This is a genomic window from Halovivax sp. (genome assembly GCA_007119345.1).
Lineage (GTDB): Archaea > Halobacteriota > Halobacteria > Halobacteriales > Natrialbaceae > Halovivax.
In genome coordinates, this window is sequence record SKPV01000040.1 from 1 (window position 1) to 14,265 (window position 14,265).

At 70.9% G+C, this 14,265-nt stretch carries 14 protein-coding genes and 1 pseudogene; 6 read left to right on the forward strand and 9 right to left on the reverse strand.

Annotation, left to right across the window (positions count from 1 at the left end):
• Positions 1-44: 44 nt before the first annotated feature.
• From QZT59_RS03305 to QZT59_RS03325, 5 genes are all read right to left on the reverse strand, one after another.
• The gene (locus QZT59_RS03305; protein WP_290811301.1) at positions 45-653 is read right to left on the reverse strand and encodes a YigZ family protein; all 609 of its coding nucleotides are present in this window, start codon (positions 651-653) and stop codon (positions 45-47) included.
• Positions 654-796: 143 nt separating this feature from the next.
• Entirely contained in the window at positions 797-1,537 is a 741-nt protein-coding gene (locus QZT59_RS03310; protein ID WP_290811304.1) for a hypothetical protein, read from the reverse strand.
• The gene (locus tag QZT59_RS03315) at positions 1,534-2,259 is read right to left on the reverse strand and encodes a hypothetical protein (protein ID WP_290811307.1); all 726 of its coding nucleotides are present in this window, start codon (positions 2,257-2,259) and stop codon (positions 1,534-1,536) included. Before QZT59_RS03315 ends, QZT59_RS03310 begins: the two co-directional genes overlap by 4 nt.
• A gap of 155 nt (positions 2,260-2,414) precedes the next feature.
• Entirely contained in the window at positions 2,415-3,620 is a 1,206-nt protein-coding gene (locus QZT59_RS03320) for a hypothetical protein (protein WP_290811309.1), read from the reverse strand.
• Positions 3,621-3,754: 134 nt separating this feature from the next.
• Complete coding sequence (locus tag QZT59_RS03325; RefSeq protein ID WP_290811311.1) at positions 3,755-4,258, reverse strand: amino acid-binding protein; 504 nt, start codon at positions 4,256-4,258, stop codon at positions 3,755-3,757.
• A gap of 274 nt (positions 4,259-4,532) precedes the next feature.
• Here QZT59_RS03325 and QZT59_RS03330 point away from each other — a divergent pair, with 274 nt between their 5' ends.
• The gene (locus QZT59_RS03330; protein WP_290811312.1) at positions 4,533-5,675 is read left to right on the forward strand and encodes a hypothetical protein; all 1,143 of its coding nucleotides are present in this window, start codon (positions 4,533-4,535) and stop codon (positions 5,673-5,675) included.
• Positions 5,676-5,850: 175 nt separating this feature from the next.
• Positions 5,851-6,237, forward strand: a complete 387-nt coding sequence (locus QZT59_RS03335; protein ID WP_290811313.1) for a hypothetical protein — start codon at positions 5,851-5,853, stop codon at positions 6,235-6,237.
• A gap of 58 nt (positions 6,238-6,295) precedes the next feature.
• On the opposite strand, the gene QZT59_RS03340 is transcribed toward QZT59_RS03335, so the two are convergent.
• Together QZT59_RS03340 and hisB are read right to left on the reverse strand one after the other, a co-directional pair.
• On the reverse strand, positions 6,296-8,863 hold the full coding sequence (locus QZT59_RS03340) for a heavy metal translocating P-type ATPase (RefSeq protein WP_394348635.1): 2,568 nt from the start codon (positions 8,861-8,863) through the stop codon (positions 6,296-6,298).
• 429 nt (positions 8,864-9,292) lie between these two features.
• Positions 9,293-9,880 carry an imidazoleglycerol-phosphate dehydratase HisB gene (gene hisB, locus QZT59_RS03345; RefSeq protein WP_290811315.1) on the reverse strand — a complete coding sequence of 196 codons (588 nt, stop codon included), beginning with the start codon at positions 9,878-9,880 and terminating at the stop codon, positions 9,293-9,295.
• Positions 9,881-10,404: 524 nt separating this feature from the next.
• Here hisB and QZT59_RS03350 point away from each other — a divergent pair.
• Entirely contained in the window at positions 10,405-10,668 is a 264-nt protein-coding gene (locus QZT59_RS03350; RefSeq protein WP_394348636.1) for a hypothetical protein, read from the forward strand.
• Between the two features lie 152 nt (positions 10,669-10,820).
• On the opposite strand, the gene hisA is transcribed toward QZT59_RS03350, so the two are convergent.
• Positions 10,821-11,555, reverse strand: coding sequence for a 1-(5-phosphoribosyl)-5-[(5-phosphoribosylamino)methylideneamino]imidazole-4-carboxamide isomerase (hisA, locus tag QZT59_RS03355; RefSeq protein WP_290811317.1), 735 nt, complete (start codon positions 11,553-11,555; stop codon positions 10,821-10,823).
• A 183-nt stretch (positions 11,556-11,738) separates the two neighbouring features.
• On the opposite strand from hisA, the gene QZT59_RS03360 reads away from it, so the two are divergent.
• The 3 genes from QZT59_RS03360 to QZT59_RS03370 all read left to right on the forward strand — a co-directional run bounded on the left by QZT59_RS03360 (position 11,739) and on the right by QZT59_RS03370 (position 13,913).
• A complete protein-coding gene (locus QZT59_RS03360; protein ID WP_290811319.1) occupies positions 11,739-12,134 on the forward strand; it encodes an SLC13 family permease in 396 nt (131 codons plus the stop codon).
• A gap of 146 nt (positions 12,135-12,280) precedes the next feature.
• A complete protein-coding gene (locus QZT59_RS03365) occupies positions 12,281-13,447 on the forward strand; it encodes an inorganic phosphate transporter (RefSeq protein ID WP_290811322.1) in 1,167 nt (388 codons plus the stop codon).
• Positions 13,448-13,484: 37 nt separating this feature from the next.
• A complete protein-coding gene (locus QZT59_RS03370) occupies positions 13,485-13,913 on the forward strand; it encodes a universal stress protein (RefSeq protein ID WP_290811325.1) in 429 nt (142 codons plus the stop codon).
• A gap of 106 nt (positions 13,914-14,019) precedes the next feature.
• On the opposite strand, the pseudogene QZT59_RS03375 reads toward QZT59_RS03370, so the two are convergent.
• Positions 14,020-14,265: pseudogene (locus tag QZT59_RS03375) on the reverse strand (hypothetical protein); the annotation flags it as partial.

A 14,265-nucleotide genomic window follows, 5' to 3' on the forward strand; every position in this document is an offset into this window, starting at 1 on the left:
CGGTCGATGACGTGACGGAGGTCACCGTCTCGGACCGCAGCTGACTAGTCGAGGACTGCGCGGCCGCTCGTCGCGCTCCGCAGGCGATCCCGGAGCGCCTCGGCCTCGGCCACCGGCACCCGAACGTCGAAGGCGACGTCCGCGGCGTACTCGGCGTCGAACTCGTGGCCCTCGCTCTCCAGGATCCCGCGCACCGTCCCGGAGTCGTCGTACGCGACGACCACGTCGATGCGCTCGTGCGGGCGCTCCTCGACCACTCCCGCCGCGTCGACGGCCTCCGTCACCGCCCGGCCGTAGGCCGAAACCAGCCCCCCGATGCCGAGATTGGTCCCGCCGTAGTAGCGCGTGACGACGACGGCCACGTTCTCGAGGTCCCGACCCTGCAGCACGTTCAGCGCGGGCTTGCCCGCCGAGCCCGAGGGTTCGCCGTCGTCGCTCGAGTACTCCCGGAGGAAGTCGCCGTCGGCGTCCGACCGGACCCGATAGGCGGGGACGTTGTGGGTGGCGTCGTCGTAGCGCTCCCGGACGCGGTCGACGAACGCCTCCGCCGTGTCGACGGACTCGACGGGTCGCGCGTGGCCCAGGAACTCCGAGCCACGGACCTCGAAGCTCGCGGTGGCGGCCTCGTCGACGGTACGGTACGGGCCGCTCACCGATGGCCACCCCGGGGGGCACGGATGGGCCGGAGCCACAGCGGCGCCCGATCGATCATGCGTGACCGTACGGCGGGTGGCGAAAAGAGTACGTCGAAGCGGACGGGGGTCGAATCCGCGAACGCGAGCGAGCGGGAGGAAGTTCACCGGGCCGGGCGACGGGAGCGGGCCAGCGCGGCGGTGAGGCTCGCCGCGAGCGCCAGCACCCCTGCGACGAGGCCGAATCCGGGGAGTCCGTCGTCGGCTGCGTCGTCGTCGGCGGCGTCGCCGCCGGCGTCCTCGCCGAGTTCGTAGGTCGCCTCGAACCCGCCGAGGTCGGTGCCGGCGTCCCACGTCGCCGCCTCGCCGTCGGTCCGATCCGGTTCGGGCGTCGCGTCGGCGAGCGTGGCGCCGGTCGGCGCCACGAACACGAGCGGCCGATCGGACTCGTAGCCGCTGGCGAACGGTTCGGTGACGGTCAGCCGGTCGCCGTCGAGGGCGGCCAGACCCGACCAGTGGACCGAGACGGCGACGATGCCGCGATCTCCGTCGACGCGGACCTCGACCGAGCCGTCCGAGACCGACATGTCGCGGTCGGTCGCGGCCGCCGCGTCCGCGGCGATCGACGCCATCCGGTCGGCGAACCGGTCGGCGATCTTCTCGCGAGCGTCTCCGTCCTCACGCAGGTCCTCGAACGCCTCTCGCTCGTCGTCGCTCTCGAGGTCGTACGTGCTGACGAGCGTCACCGTCGCGTCACCGTCCGCGTCGAGGTCGACCACGAGCGCCGGATCGTCCGGCACCGGTTCCTGGCCGGCGGCGACGCCCGGAGCGAGCAGGCTCACCAGTACGAGCGTAGCGACCGCGACGACGATCGGACGAGCGGCGGCGTGCCTACCTCCGATCATTCGTCGCCGGCGTCATCGGACTGGCCCTCGTCGTCGCCGTCACCCTCGTCGTCATCGACGCCGTCGCGGGGCGGCTCCTCGCGCGGCAGCTCCGCGGGCGGGCCGACTTCGCGGTCGTCGACGATCGACGCGCCGACGCTGTCGCCGGCGATCGACTGGGCGATCGCGGCCACCTCTCCGCCGCCGAGCTCGTTCGCGCGGTCGCGGAGCTCCTCGACGGCGCTACCGTTCACGCCGGCCTCCTCGAGGACGTCAGCGTCGAGGCCGCCGGCGGTCTCGGCCGCCTGTGCCGCCTGGCGCTCGGCCGCCGCGGTCTCGGCCGCGAGTTTGGCCATCTCGGCCCCGTACTGGCCGTCGGTCAGCTCGCCGGCGTCGCGGCGCTCGTCGAGATCGGCCTTCCGCTCTTCGAGTTCGGTCAGGCGTTCCTCGACGTCCGCGAGGCGCTCGCCGACCACGTCGGCGGCCTCTTCCTGGGTCGCCGCGTTGGCGACCTGGATGCCGTAGGTGCGGTCGGCGACCTCGGCGTCGGTCTCGGCCGCCTGAGCGCCGACGACGCCGGAGAGCTGCTCGCCGGGCGTCGCGGATTCGTTCGCCGCCTGATCGTCGGCGTGTTCGTCGGCCTGTGCGTGCGTGACGGAACCCACGCCGGCCGCGGCGAGAGGGAGGGCCGCCAGCGAGGCGACCATCACCAGGGCCAGCGCGAGCGTGATGGTTCGATTCATCGCAACTCCTGATAGTCGCCGGGGGAGTATATATACGGCAGTTCATCAGTCCGGTTTATCGACCTTCAACCCGGTTTAACGATCTTTAAAATCGGTCGACGGGAACGGTTTGGATCGGTCGACCGATATTGACGCTCGTTGAGTGACCGGTTATGTTATATATCAGCTTCGTCCGCCTCTCGCTCTTCCCCGGGGAGCACGAGGACGTTCTCGCGGCCGATCCGGAACGACTCGAGGTCCCCGTCCTCCCGGAGGCCCGTGACGACCTGGCTCGTCTTCGCGTCGGTCCAGCCCAGCTCCTGGACGACCCGCTGTTGTTTCATCCGGCCGCCGCGCTCTTCGAGGAGGCCCAGGACCCGTTCCTCGTTGCTCAGGAACTCCGCGGGGTCCGGCCGCGGCGGTTCCTCGCCGTCGGAGTCCGCGTCCGTCCGATTCCGCTCGTCGCCCTCGGCGCCGGCTGCACCCGACGACGTCGATCCGTCGGCGTCGTCGGTCGAATCGACCGCCCCGCCCCGGCTCCGGGCCCACCACGCGATCCCGGCGACGGCGAGACCGACGGCCGCCAGCCCGCCGAGGACGAGCGCTGCGCTCGAAAAGAGCCCGTCGCTGGCGACGACGACGCGCGGCTCGCCGGAGACGAAGTCGGTTTCCGACCCGCGCCAGACGACGGTCCGCTCGCGTTCGTCGTCCGGCTCCGGCGCCACGGATCGGAGCTCGTACCCCTCGGGCCACGAGACCGCCAGCCGGGTATCTTCGTCGAGGTAGTAGCGATCGATCGCGTCGCCGGCGCGGAGTTCGTCGCCGTCGACGGCCGCGAACCCGTGCCAGGTGAACGAGTACGCGAGGACGCCGTACTCGCGCGCCAGCGATTGGCGTTCGGTGCGGACGTCGTAGCCGTCGGCGTGCATCGATCGACCCGTCGACGCGGCCGCGTTCTCGACGGTCGAGTCGATCCGATCGGCGAACCGCTCGACGTAGGGATCCGGATCCTCGGCGACGTCGTCCTCGAGGTCCGCGAACGCCGCTTCCCCGTCGTCGTCGTCGAGCGCGACCAGGAACTGGATCTCCCACTCGGCCGACCCGTCCTCGGCGAGGACGACGTCGATCTCGATCCCGTCCGGATCGACCTCGTCGGGACCTGCGGCCGAGACGGGAGATTCCGTCACCGCGACGGACGTCGAGTCGGTCGATCCCGCCACCGCGGCGGGCGTCGAATCGCCCGAATCCGTCGCCGCGCCGGGGGGCGAATCGGACGGGAGTCCGGCGGCGACGGATGCCCCCGCGCCCGCAACCGAGAGGACGAGCGCCGCCGATACCGCGAGGAAAAGGACGGCTCCGACGGTGGCGACTCTGCCGGTCATAGCCGTAGTCGTGACGAGGGCCGCTTAAACGATACGGCTCGATCGGGCTGACTATTTACGCGACGGGGATAGCGAGCGCCGGCCGATTCGCGCGCCGACGGAACGAGTCCCGCGCACGGGCACGCCCGGATCGATCACTGCAACTCGATCTTGCGGACGAACGCCAGATCCCGCACCTCGGTGATCAGCGCGCCGGGCAGGTCCTCGTCGGTGACGATGTAGAGGCGGGGTTCGTCGGTGAACTCGGGGTCCTCGCTGATGGTCTGGCGGATCGAGACGTCGTGGTCGGCGATGAGGGAGCAGACCGTGGCGACGACGCCAGTCGCGTCGGGATCTTCGACCTCGATCGCGAGCACGGTGAGGTCGAGGACGGGCGCGAGGTCCATGAGGCTGGGCACCTGCGAGATGTTCTGGAAGATCCGGCGTAACTCGTCGTCGTCGAGGATGACGTCGGTCGTCGAGTCGACCACCCGCCGGTCGACGTCGACCTCGCGGGCGATTCCGGTGTTGGGGATCTCGATCCCGCCGGAGACCACCCGGCCCTCGTCGTTGACCGAGAACCCGCGCTCCAGCAGCAGGCGGATGACCGCCTGCTGGCTGGGCGAGCCCTCGAACTTCTCCATGATCTCGTCGAACATGCCGAACCGTTTTTCGGCCACCCACATATCGTTCCCGCCGTGGCGGCGACGGCGGCCCGATCCGCCGCGCGGGCGAGGAAGCCGGACTGCGGCGAGGTGATCCGTTCCTCGGCGCTGGCCGTCGAACTCCCGAACGCTCGCCGGCCGCCGAGGTGCGCCGCGACCCCGTCCCCGCCGGCGATTCGCGACCTGCCGGTACCCTCGTGACAGGTATCCGTCGGTTATTGGCGTTCGACGATCGGTTTTTTACCCCCCGCGTCGGTACTATCGGAACATGCGAGAACTCCGCAACTGCGACTTCTGCGCGGCCGAACCGGTCGGCACCTTCGAGGTGGTTCCCGGTGAACTGGAGCCGAGCGAGGCCGAGCGCCGGCGCGTCGTCCTCTGCGCCGACTGCAAGGCGCTGCTGGGCGAGCTGCTCGAACCGCTGCTCGCCCGCGCCGGTGCGTCGGCCTCGGTCGCCGGCGACGCCGGCGACGGCGCGTCGAACGCCCGCAGCGACGGCGAGGATGCGCCTGGTTCCGGCGGCGACGACGATCGTCGGGCGGCGGGCGATCGTATCGCGCCGTTCGGCGACGAGAGCCGGACGGCCACAGCTCGCGAGTCCGAGCGCGAGCGGGTCGAACGCGGACGCGCCGGTCGCGAGCGCCCCGCTCCCGACGACGGACGCGAGTCCCGGGACGAGAGCGGTGACTCGTCGGGCGACGACGGAACGACCGCGGCCGAAGGCGCCGACTCGACGACCGAAGACGCGGCGACCGCGGCCGAGAGCGAGAGCGGCGACGGGCCGACGAGCGCCGGCGGGCACGGCGGCGTCACGGAGCGCGAGGAGAGCGTCGAGGATGCGACGGCCGAGCTGCCGGACTACGAAGGGATCACGTTCACCGAGGAGGCGGCCGGAGACGATCGTTCCGAGGCGACAGCCGGTGACGGCGCAATCGCCGTCGATAGCGGAGAACCGGTCGACGGCGCGGGCGACGATGATGGCGAAATCGGCGTGGCCGTCGCCGACGAGGAGCCTGGCGATGGCGAGGGCCGCGCGGACGGGGCGGTCGACGACGATGGTCGCCCCCACGGAACTGTCGACGAAGACGGTCGCGCCCACGGGGCCGTCGACGACGGTCGCGCCGACGAGGCGGCCGGCACGCCGGACGTCGGGACGGACGCTGACGGCGGGGCGACGTCGACCGACGGGACCGCCGGCGGGACGGCCGCCCGCGCGAGGCGCACCCGTCGCGCGTACGCGAAGGTCCTGCGGCTGCTCCGGAACCGGGAGTTCCCCATGCCCCGGTCGCAGGTCGAGGCGCTGGCGGCGGGCGCGTACGACCTCGAGGACCACGAGATCGAGGCGATCCTCGAGCGCGCGATCGAGCGCGGCGAGTTCGTCGAGGACGGGAGCCAGCTCCGCCGGCCGTAGGGGCGAAACGCGCGGAGCCGGCGGCCGCCGTTTTCGATACCGGTCGGGCTCGTGTCGGTGCTCGAGTGAGCGCCGGCTCGGTGCCAGGATGCGGGATCGAACCGGCTGCCGGCCGCCGACGGCGGACAGCTGTCAGACCGGGGTCTGATTGTGTCTCGGCTGCAACGTTTCGAACGTGAGCGACGCTGGTGACGGTCGATCGCGGTTCGGCGGAGCGGGCGTCGTACTCGCGGCCGTCCTGATCCTGACGCCGTCGATCCTGGCCGTCGGCGCTCTCGTCGGTCGGGCGCACGGACTCGGCGGGACGCTCGCGGCGGCCGTCCTCGTTCTCGGTGCGCTCGCGGCCGCGACGCTCCGGAACGGCGGGGACGGGGCCGAGGACGGGGAGTCCGCCACCGTCTGGGACGCCATCCCCCGCTGGCAGTACGGCGGCCGCCACGTCGAGTCCGGCGGGACGAGCCGCGACGAGCAGGAGCGGGCGCTGGAGGAGGTCGAAGCCCAGGCCGAAACGATCGAACGGCTCGACGTCGAGAACGCGGACGAGCCGCCGGGCGGGCGGTAGCTGTTCGAGAGCGACGCGTCCGGCGACCGGCCGTTTCGACGCCCGATCGACGGTCGGCTCAGTCGTTGCCCTCTCCGCCGTCGGGCAGCAGCGTCCGCGAGGAGTTGGTGACCACGAGCGCGCTGGAGGCGCCCATCGCTACCGCGGCGAACAGCGGATTGAGCAGGCCGGCGATCGCGATCGGAATGGCGATCGCGTTGTAGCAGAAAGCCCAGCCGATGTTCTGTTTCACGCGGCGGCCGGCGGCGGCCGAGAGGGCGAAGACGGTCTCGATCGAGGCGAGATCGTCGTCGACGATGGCGACGTCGGCGGCGTCGGCCGCGAGGGCGGTGCCGCCGCCCAGCGCGATCCCCAGGTCCGCGCTCGCGAGCGCGGGCGCGTCGTTTGTGCCGTCGCCGACCATCGCGGTGCGCCCTCGCGAGCGGAGCCGGCGGACCGTCTCGGCCTTGCCCTCCGGCGGGACGCCGGCGTACACCTCGTCGACGCCGTCGTGCTCGCGGAAGAAGCTGGCCGCGGCTTCGTCGTCGCCCGTGAGGACGACGACCTCGACGCCGCGCGCGTCGAGGCCGGCGATCGTCTCCGCCCACCCGTCCCGGGGCTCGTCGCCGACCGTGACCCAGCCCTCCGCGGCGCCGTCGCGGCCGACGAGCACCGGGAGGCGACCGAACGTGCGCTCGGCCGCGACCGCCTCGGTCAGCTCGTCGGGGACGGTCCACCCGCGATCGTCGAACAGGTCCGGGTGGCCGACGAGCACCTCCTGACCGTCGACGACGCCGCCGACGCCCGTCGCGTACGCGCTGAAGTCGGAGACGCGGTCGTCGGCCGGTTCCTCGGCGCCCCCCTCGCCGGTCACAGCAGCCGCGTCCGGGACCGGGCCGTCGGCGCCGGCCGCCCCGACTCGCTCCCCCTCGGGCACGCCCCCGTCGGTCTCGACCGCGGAGCCGCCGGTGACGGCCGAATCGTCGTCGGATCCGACGTCGAACGCGTCCGCACCGGGCCCGAACGCATCGGCGATGGCGCCCGCCACCGGGTGGGCCGACCGCCGCTCAAGGGCGGCCGCGCGCTCGAAGAGGTCGTCGGGCCCCTCGGCGTCGAGGACCTCCATCCGGCCGGTCGTCAGCGTCCCGGTCTTGTCGAAGACGACGACGTCGACGTCGCGGACGCGCTCGAAGACGGTCTCGTCGAAGACGACCACGCCGCGCTCCATCGCCTCGCGGACGCTCGTCGCGACGGCGAGCGGCGTCGCGAGGCCGAGCGCGCAGGGACAGGAGACGATGAGGACGGTGAGTCCGACGAGCAGGGCCGCCGCGAGTCCGGCGCCGGTCAGGAGGTAGAGCGCGGCCACGACGAGCGCGAGGACGCTCACCAGCGGGACGAAGATGGTCGCGAGCCGGTCGGCGAGCTGCTGGATGCCGCTCGAGGAGCTCTGGAGGTTCCAGACGAGGTCGGCGATGCGGTCGACGCTGCTGGCCGCGCCCGCGCCCACCTCGACGACGAGCGCCCCGTCGGTCAGCAGCGAGCCGCCTACGACGGCGTCGCCCTCGGTCTTCCCGACGGGGAGGGACTCGCCGGTGACGACGGCCTCGTCGACGGCGCCCTCGCCCTCCACGACGCGACCGTCGACGGGGACGCGCTCGCCGCCGGGCACCAGAACCCGGTCGCCTGGTTCGAGGGCGGCGACGTCGACGGTGGTCGTCGAGCCGTCCGGTTCGTAGCGGCGGGCCTCCTCGACCTGGGCGCTCGACAGCGCCGACAGGAGGTCGCCGGCCTTGCGTTTCACCGCGCTCTCGTAGTAGCCGCCGACCGTCACGACGAGGACGATCGCGACGGTCACGTCGTAGTAGACGTCGACCCGGCCGACGGCGACCGCGAGCGTGCTGTAGGCGTAGGCGGCGCCGGCCGCGATCGTCACCAACAGGTCCATGTTCGGATTGCGGGTCTTCAGGCTGACGTAGGCGCCCCTGATGATCGGCCGGCCGGTGACGAAGAAGACGACGCTCGTCAGCGCGAACAGCACGACGAAGAAGGGGACGGCGACGTCGCTCGTGACCATCTCGACGAGAAACTCGTGGGTCCGGGCGTCGTAGTACGGCGGTCTGACGTGAAGCGGATAGATGAGCAGAACGTACTGCATCATCACGACCATCCCGAAGAGGACGCCGACGATGAGTCGCGCCTCGGTGCGATCCTCGGCCTGCCGACGCGCGACGGCGTCGTCGCGGGGATAGGCGGTGTAGCCGAGGCCGGTCAGCACCTCCGCGAGCTCGGCCTCGTCGGTCTCGTCGGGGTCGTAGTCGATCCGCACCGTCTCCGAGACGTAGCTCGCGGCGACCCGCTCGACGCCCTCGCTGGCCGCCGCGACCCGCTCGACGAACAGCTCGCAGGTCGAACAGTGCATCCCGTCGACCCGGAAGAACGCGCACTCGGTCCCCGGCGGCGGATCGTCGGGCTCCGTCGGATCCGCATCCGTCCCCTCCCTCACCGCGGCGTCGGGGACGTCCTCGAGGGTCAGGGAGACGCGCTCACAGCCTCGACAGCAGTAGCGGTCGCCGTCCTCGCCCGCGATCGCGGTCTCGCCGAGCGGGAGATCGCAGAGCGCACAGCCGTCCCCGGTCACGGCCGACACCTCCACCGCCGCGCGCCGTCGGTGACGGACGCGGTCGCGTCCGATCGCGCGCGCCGGGACGGCCGTTCCGCTCGGGCGTCGGGCGAGCGGCCGCCGCGGGCGCGACGATTCATCGGGTGTCGCTCGGGGCCGGACGGGTAAAAACCGTTTCGTGGGCGGCGAGGAGCCGAGCGCAGCGAGGCTCCTCGTTGTGGCGAACGGCGACCGGAGGAAGCCGTGAGCGGCGGGGCTCCTCGGAACGGTGTACGGCGACCGGAGTGAGCCGAGCGCAGCGAGGCTCCTCGTTGTGGCGAACGGCGACCGCAAGGAACCGTGAGCGGCGAAGCGTCATCACGACGGCTGCAAGTCATTTCCGGCACAACCGCGAACCCTCTTGCGATTGTATCGGTACACGGTCACAGCCGGCATCAGCAGTCGCCGGAGGACCGCTTACAGCTCGCCCTTCGTGCTCGCCACCTCGTCCCGACGCTCGTCGATCCGGGTCGCGTCGTCGAGGGCCCGGGCGCAGGCCTTGAACAGCGCCTCGATCTCGTGGTGGGCGTTGTCCCCCGTAACCTCCGCGTGCAGCGTCAACCCCGCGTTCGTCGCGACCGACCGCCAGAAGTGTCCCGCCATGTGGCTGGTCATCCCGCCGACGGCGTCCTGGGAGAACGCGCCGTCGAAGCGGAAGACGGGTCGGCCGCTGACGTCGACGACGACGCCGGCGACGGCCTCGTCCAGCGGCACCCGGCGATCCGCGAAGCGGACGATGCCCGCGCGGTCGCCGAGGGCCTCGTCGAGGGCGGTGCCGAGACAGATGCCGACGTCCTCGATCGTGTGGTGGTCGTCGACCTCAAGGTCGCCGTCGCACTCGACGGTCAGGTCGAAGAGCCCGTGGGTCGCGAACGAGGTCAGCACGTGATCGAAGAAGCCGATGCCGGTGTCGACCTCCGACGCGCCCGCCCCGTCGATTTCGAGCGAGCACTCGATGGCGGTCTCGGCCGTCTCGCGGGTGACCGTCGCGGATCGATCGCTCATGAGGTGGAGACGGGGGTGTAGGTACAAGGTGGTTGCGGAGTGCGAGGATCGCGCGATCGGAGTGAGCGCGATCCTCGAGATTGCGAGCGGTGGGAATTCCACGGAACGCCGACCTGCGACGAACTGCCTCACCGCTGCCGGCCGCCACGCTCCGGAACGTCTCGGCGAGTCCGCTCCCGGCCGGTAATCGGTTCGTAACCCGTCGGGTCCGCGAACGCTCCCGACCGCGCGTTCGGAAGGGGCGACCTACCGGCGATCGCGCCGATCGCACTACTTCTCGGATTTCGTAGAGGTTCGGCCCGAGCCGGCCGTTCGACGCCGGGTGGAACGGCCCGATTCCGCCGGTGACCTCGATCGGAAACTAAGGTATCAGAACGGCCTATAAAATTTTAAGCGGTTTCTGAGGGCGTTTCGAAACATCGTACTGGGACGCTACCGACGCGTGAAACGGGGCGAAACGTGGCTAATATTGGTCGCATTATATGATGGTACGTCTCCGAGTAGATTCCAGAGAGGTGAACAATATGCTGTCCAAGCCCTCCCCCCTCGCGAACGGCTCCCTCGGCCGCGTCGGCCGCGAAGCCGACGCCCTGGCGACCAGACTCGCTCACTCCCTGAAACAACCCGTCCAGTTCCTCTCGTTCTGGGGGGCGATCGGTCTCCCGTTCGTCCACCTGAGCATGCTCGTACAGGGACTGGAGAGCGTCAGCACCGTCGCGCTGTTCGTCGGCTTGCTCGCGCTCAACGTCGTCGCGCTCTATCTGGGACACGGCTACAACCAGAGCTGAATCGGCTACCGACCAACCCACGCCTCCCGACGTTTCCCGTTCTCGCCTCGTCCCCGTTTTCGCCGCGTCCACGTTCTCGCCACCTCACTCCGCCCCCGTCCTGTTCCCTCGGGATCGAGCCGTATTCCCCTCCTCGCCCCGCCGCTGCCCGTTCACCCCTGCTCGACGGCCGCCCGCGCTTCAGCGAGCGAAAAGCGACCCTCGTAGAGGGCGCTCCCGACCACGACGGCCGCCGCGCCCGCGTCCCGGAGCGCCCGCACGTCGTCGAGCGTGGCCACGCCCCCGCTCGCGACCACCGGCAGGTCGGTCGCCCCGACGAGGTCGCGGACGGGGTCGGTCGCGACGCCCTCGAGCCGGCCCTCGACGTCGACGTTCGTGAAGAGGATCCCCGCGGCGCCGAGGTCGGCGTAGCGCCCGGCCGCCGCCGCGGGTGAGACGCCGGCGCCCGCGGTCCAGCCCTCGACGACGACCTCGCCGTCCTTCGCGTCGAGACCGACGACGACCGAACCGGGATGCGTCTCGGCGATCTCCGCCACGATCTCCGGGTTCTCGACGGCCGCGGTTCCCAGGATCACGCGGTCGACGCCGCGCTCCAGGAGGTCCCGGGCTTCGTCCGGGGTCCGGATGCCGCCGCCGAGCTGGACGGGGACCTCGACGGCGTCGACGACGGCGTCGATCGCGTCGGCGTTCGCTCGCTCGCCCTCGAACGCGCCGTCGAGGTCGACGAGGTGCAGCGTCCGCGCGCCGGCGTCGATCCAGCGCTCGGCCGCCTCGACGGGATCGCCGTAGGTCGTCTCGGTGCCGCGCTCGCCCTGGACCAGCTGGACGACCTCGCCGTTCCGGACGTCGACGGCGGGGACGACCTCGAACGTGGGAAAGAGCGTCATCTCTACCCGACCACGGGAGCGTGCCGGAGTTAACGCCTCTGGTCGCGTCGAGTCGGTCGGTACCGAGCGGTCCCAAGACGTGTCGGTTCCACCGTCGCAAGACATGTTGGTTCCACCGTCGCAGGACGTGTCGGTTCCCCTGGCGGTATATGGTGCAGGCGGACGTACGGTTCACCCCGACCCGTGTCGATCCCCGCGACCGTCGCCGCGAGCGCGTCGATCCTCCTCCAGACGGGCGAGACCCAGACGTCTGCGCTCTCCGTCGAGATGCTCGTCGTGTTCGCGATCATCGCGGCCGCCGTCGGGCTCTTCGTCACCCAGCCGATCCCGCTCGACGTCACCGCGCTGGTGGTGATCGTGGCGCTCGTCCTCCTCGAACCCTGGACCACCATCTCGCCCGACGACGGGATCGCCGGTTTCGCGAGCGCGGCCACGATCACCGTCCTGATGATGTTCGTCCTCAGCGAGGGCGTGCGCCAGACGGGCTCGGAACCGCGAACGGCGAACGGGGCGACCCGCGAATCGGGAGGATCCGAACGGGGCGTGGATCCTCGGAGTAGCGAGCGGCGAACGGAGTGAGCCGCGAGCCGCCGAGCCGACTGGAGGCCGACCCCGAGATAGCGATCGGCGAGCGTGGGTCGAGCGACCAGCGAGGGGCGCGGAGTTACGTATGATGCGGATACCTTCCAATAAGCCCTTCCGGATCGTCCACATATCCACCAGCGATGGTAGAAACGGTGCTGGCCGTCGGGATCGTCGCCTCGCTCTTCGTCGGGTTCAACATCGGTGGCTCGTCGACGGGGATCGCGTGGGGCCCGGCCGTCGGTGCGGGACTGCTGAAGAAGACGACGGCCGCCGCGATCATGACGGTCTTCGTCTTCCTGGGCGGGGCGACCGTCGGCCGGAACGTGATGGAGACCCTCAGCGGCGACATCATCACGATCGAGATCTCGCTCGCGGCGGGCGTCGCCGTCCTCTTTTTCATCGGGCTCGGCATCCTCGTCGCCAACGTCTTCGGCGTCCCGGTGCCGACCTCGATGACGACGGTGGGTGCGATCGCCGGGCTGGGGTTGGCGACGGGAACGCTCGATTACGAGACGATCGCGTGGATCCTCTCGTGGTGGATCGTCACCCCGATCATCGGCTTCTGGGTGGGTGCGACGATCGGTCGTTACCTGTATCCCGAACTCAACCGGCGGTTCCGGATCGAGAAGTCGGCCGGGCCACTGCTCTCGTTCGACCGCACCCGTGCGGTCCCGAGGCCCGGTCTCGGGCCGAACACGACCTACCGCGAACTCGCCAGCACGACGCTCGTCATGATCGTCGGCTGCTACATGGCGTTCAGCGCCGGCGCGAGCAACGTCCCCAACGCGGTCGCCCCGCTGGTCAGCAGCGGCGCGCTCGAGCCCGGCCCGGCGATCATCATCGCGACGGTCGCGATCGGCCTCGGCGGCTTCACGATCGCCCGCCGGACGATGGAGTCCGTCGGCGGCGAGCTCAGCGACATTCCCCTCCTGGCCGCGCTGATCGTGATGGTCACCGCGGCGACGATCACGACCGCCCTCTCGTACATCGGGATTCCCATCAGCCTCGTGATGGCGTCGGTGATGACGATCGTGGGGTTGGGGTGGGGGCGGGCGACCCGACCGATCACCGCCCGCGAGGCGCTCACCGGCGAGGCGGACGCGGAGCTCGCGATGGGGGCTCTGCAGACGGAGCCCGAGGCGCCGATGACGAAGATCGGCGAGGAAGAGTCGGACGAGGCCCTGGATTCGGGGGACCTGTTCAACCCTGGCGCGGTCATCAAGTACGTCTCGATGTGGATCGTCGGCCCGTCGATGTCGACGATGCTGGCCTACGGCTTCTTCACCGCCCTCCCCGGGATCGCCTGACGGGGTACTTACGTCCCCGGGAGACGTATCACGCACCATGCTTACACGGCTTCTCGTTCCGATGGACGACTCCGAGATGGCAGAACGGGCCCTCGAGTACGCCCTCGACAACCATCCGGATGCCGAGATCACCGTCCTCCACGTCGTCGGCGTCCCCTCCATGATGATGGGGGAGGCCGTCGCCCTCGCGCTCGAAGAAGACTTCGAGGAGGCGGCCGGCGAGCGCGCCGAACCCGTCTTCGAGCGCGCCCGCGAGGTGGCGGCCGACCGGGACCGAGAGATCGACACGGTCGTCGCCATCGGCCACCCCGGCCGACAGATCGTCGACCGGGCCGACGGCTACGACGCCGTCGTACTCGGCAAGCACGGGAAACACAGCGACGGCGCGACGCGACGGTTCCTGGTCGGGAACGTCGCCGAAACCGTGTTCAGGCGATCCCCGGTACCGGTCACGGCGGTTCGCTGACGGTCACGGCGCGCCGGGCTCCCCCGGACGGTAGCGTGGGGCGGCCCCGATTCACCCCGCTACGGCGCGACGGGCCCCGGAGCCGGCCGCGGACCCGCGGACGAGGTCAGGCGCCCGAATCCTCCGCGGATCCGTCCTCGTCCGATTCCTCGAGGAGGTCCTCGACCTGATCCTCGCGGGGACGGCGGTCGACGCGTTCGTCGACCGCTTTGACCTGGGCCTGGACCTCGTCGAGTTGTTCGCCGACCGTTTTCTCGACGGTCTCTCCGACGGTTTCCTCGACCGTCTCGCCCACTTTCTCCTCGACGGTCTCGCCGACCGTCTTCTCTACCGTCTCGCCCACTTTCTCCTC

Bases quoted from the DNA above. Each gene is read 5' to 3' on its own strand.
- QZT59_RS03310 (WP_290811304.1), bottom strand. From the start codon at position 1,537: ATGATCGGAGGTAGGCACGCCGCCGCTCGTCCGATCGTCGTCGCGGTC.
- QZT59_RS03350 (WP_394348636.1), top strand. From the start codon at position 10,405: ATGCTGTCCAAGCCCTCCCCCCTCGCGAACGGCTCCCTCGGCCGCGTC.
- QZT59_RS03330 (WP_290811312.1), top strand. From the start codon at position 4,533: ATGCGAGAACTCCGCAACTGCGACTTCTGCGCGGCCGAACCGGTCGGC.
- QZT59_RS03365 (WP_290811322.1), top strand. From the start codon at position 12,281: ATGGTAGAAACGGTGCTGGCCGTCGGGATCGTCGCCTCGCTCTTCGTC.
- hisB (WP_290811315.1), bottom strand. From the start codon at position 9,880: ATGAGCGATCGATCCGCGACGGTCACCCGCGAGACGGCCGAGACCGCC.
- QZT59_RS03315 (WP_290811307.1), bottom strand. From the start codon at position 2,259: ATGAATCGAACCATCACGCTCGCGCTGGCCCTGGTGATGGTCGCCTCG.
- hisA (WP_290811317.1), bottom strand. From the start codon at position 11,555: ATGACGCTCTTTCCCACGTTCGAGGTCGTCCCCGCCGTCGACGTCCGG.
- QZT59_RS03320 (WP_290811309.1), bottom strand. From the start codon at position 3,620: ATGACCGGCAGAGTCGCCACCGTCGGAGCCGTCCTTTTCCTCGCGGTA.
- QZT59_RS03325 (WP_290811311.1), bottom strand. From the start codon at position 4,258: ATGTTCGACGAGATCATGGAGAAGTTCGAGGGCTCGCCCAGCCAGCAG.
- QZT59_RS03370 (WP_290811325.1), top strand. From the start codon at position 13,485: ATGCTTACACGGCTTCTCGTTCCGATGGACGACTCCGAGATGGCAGAA.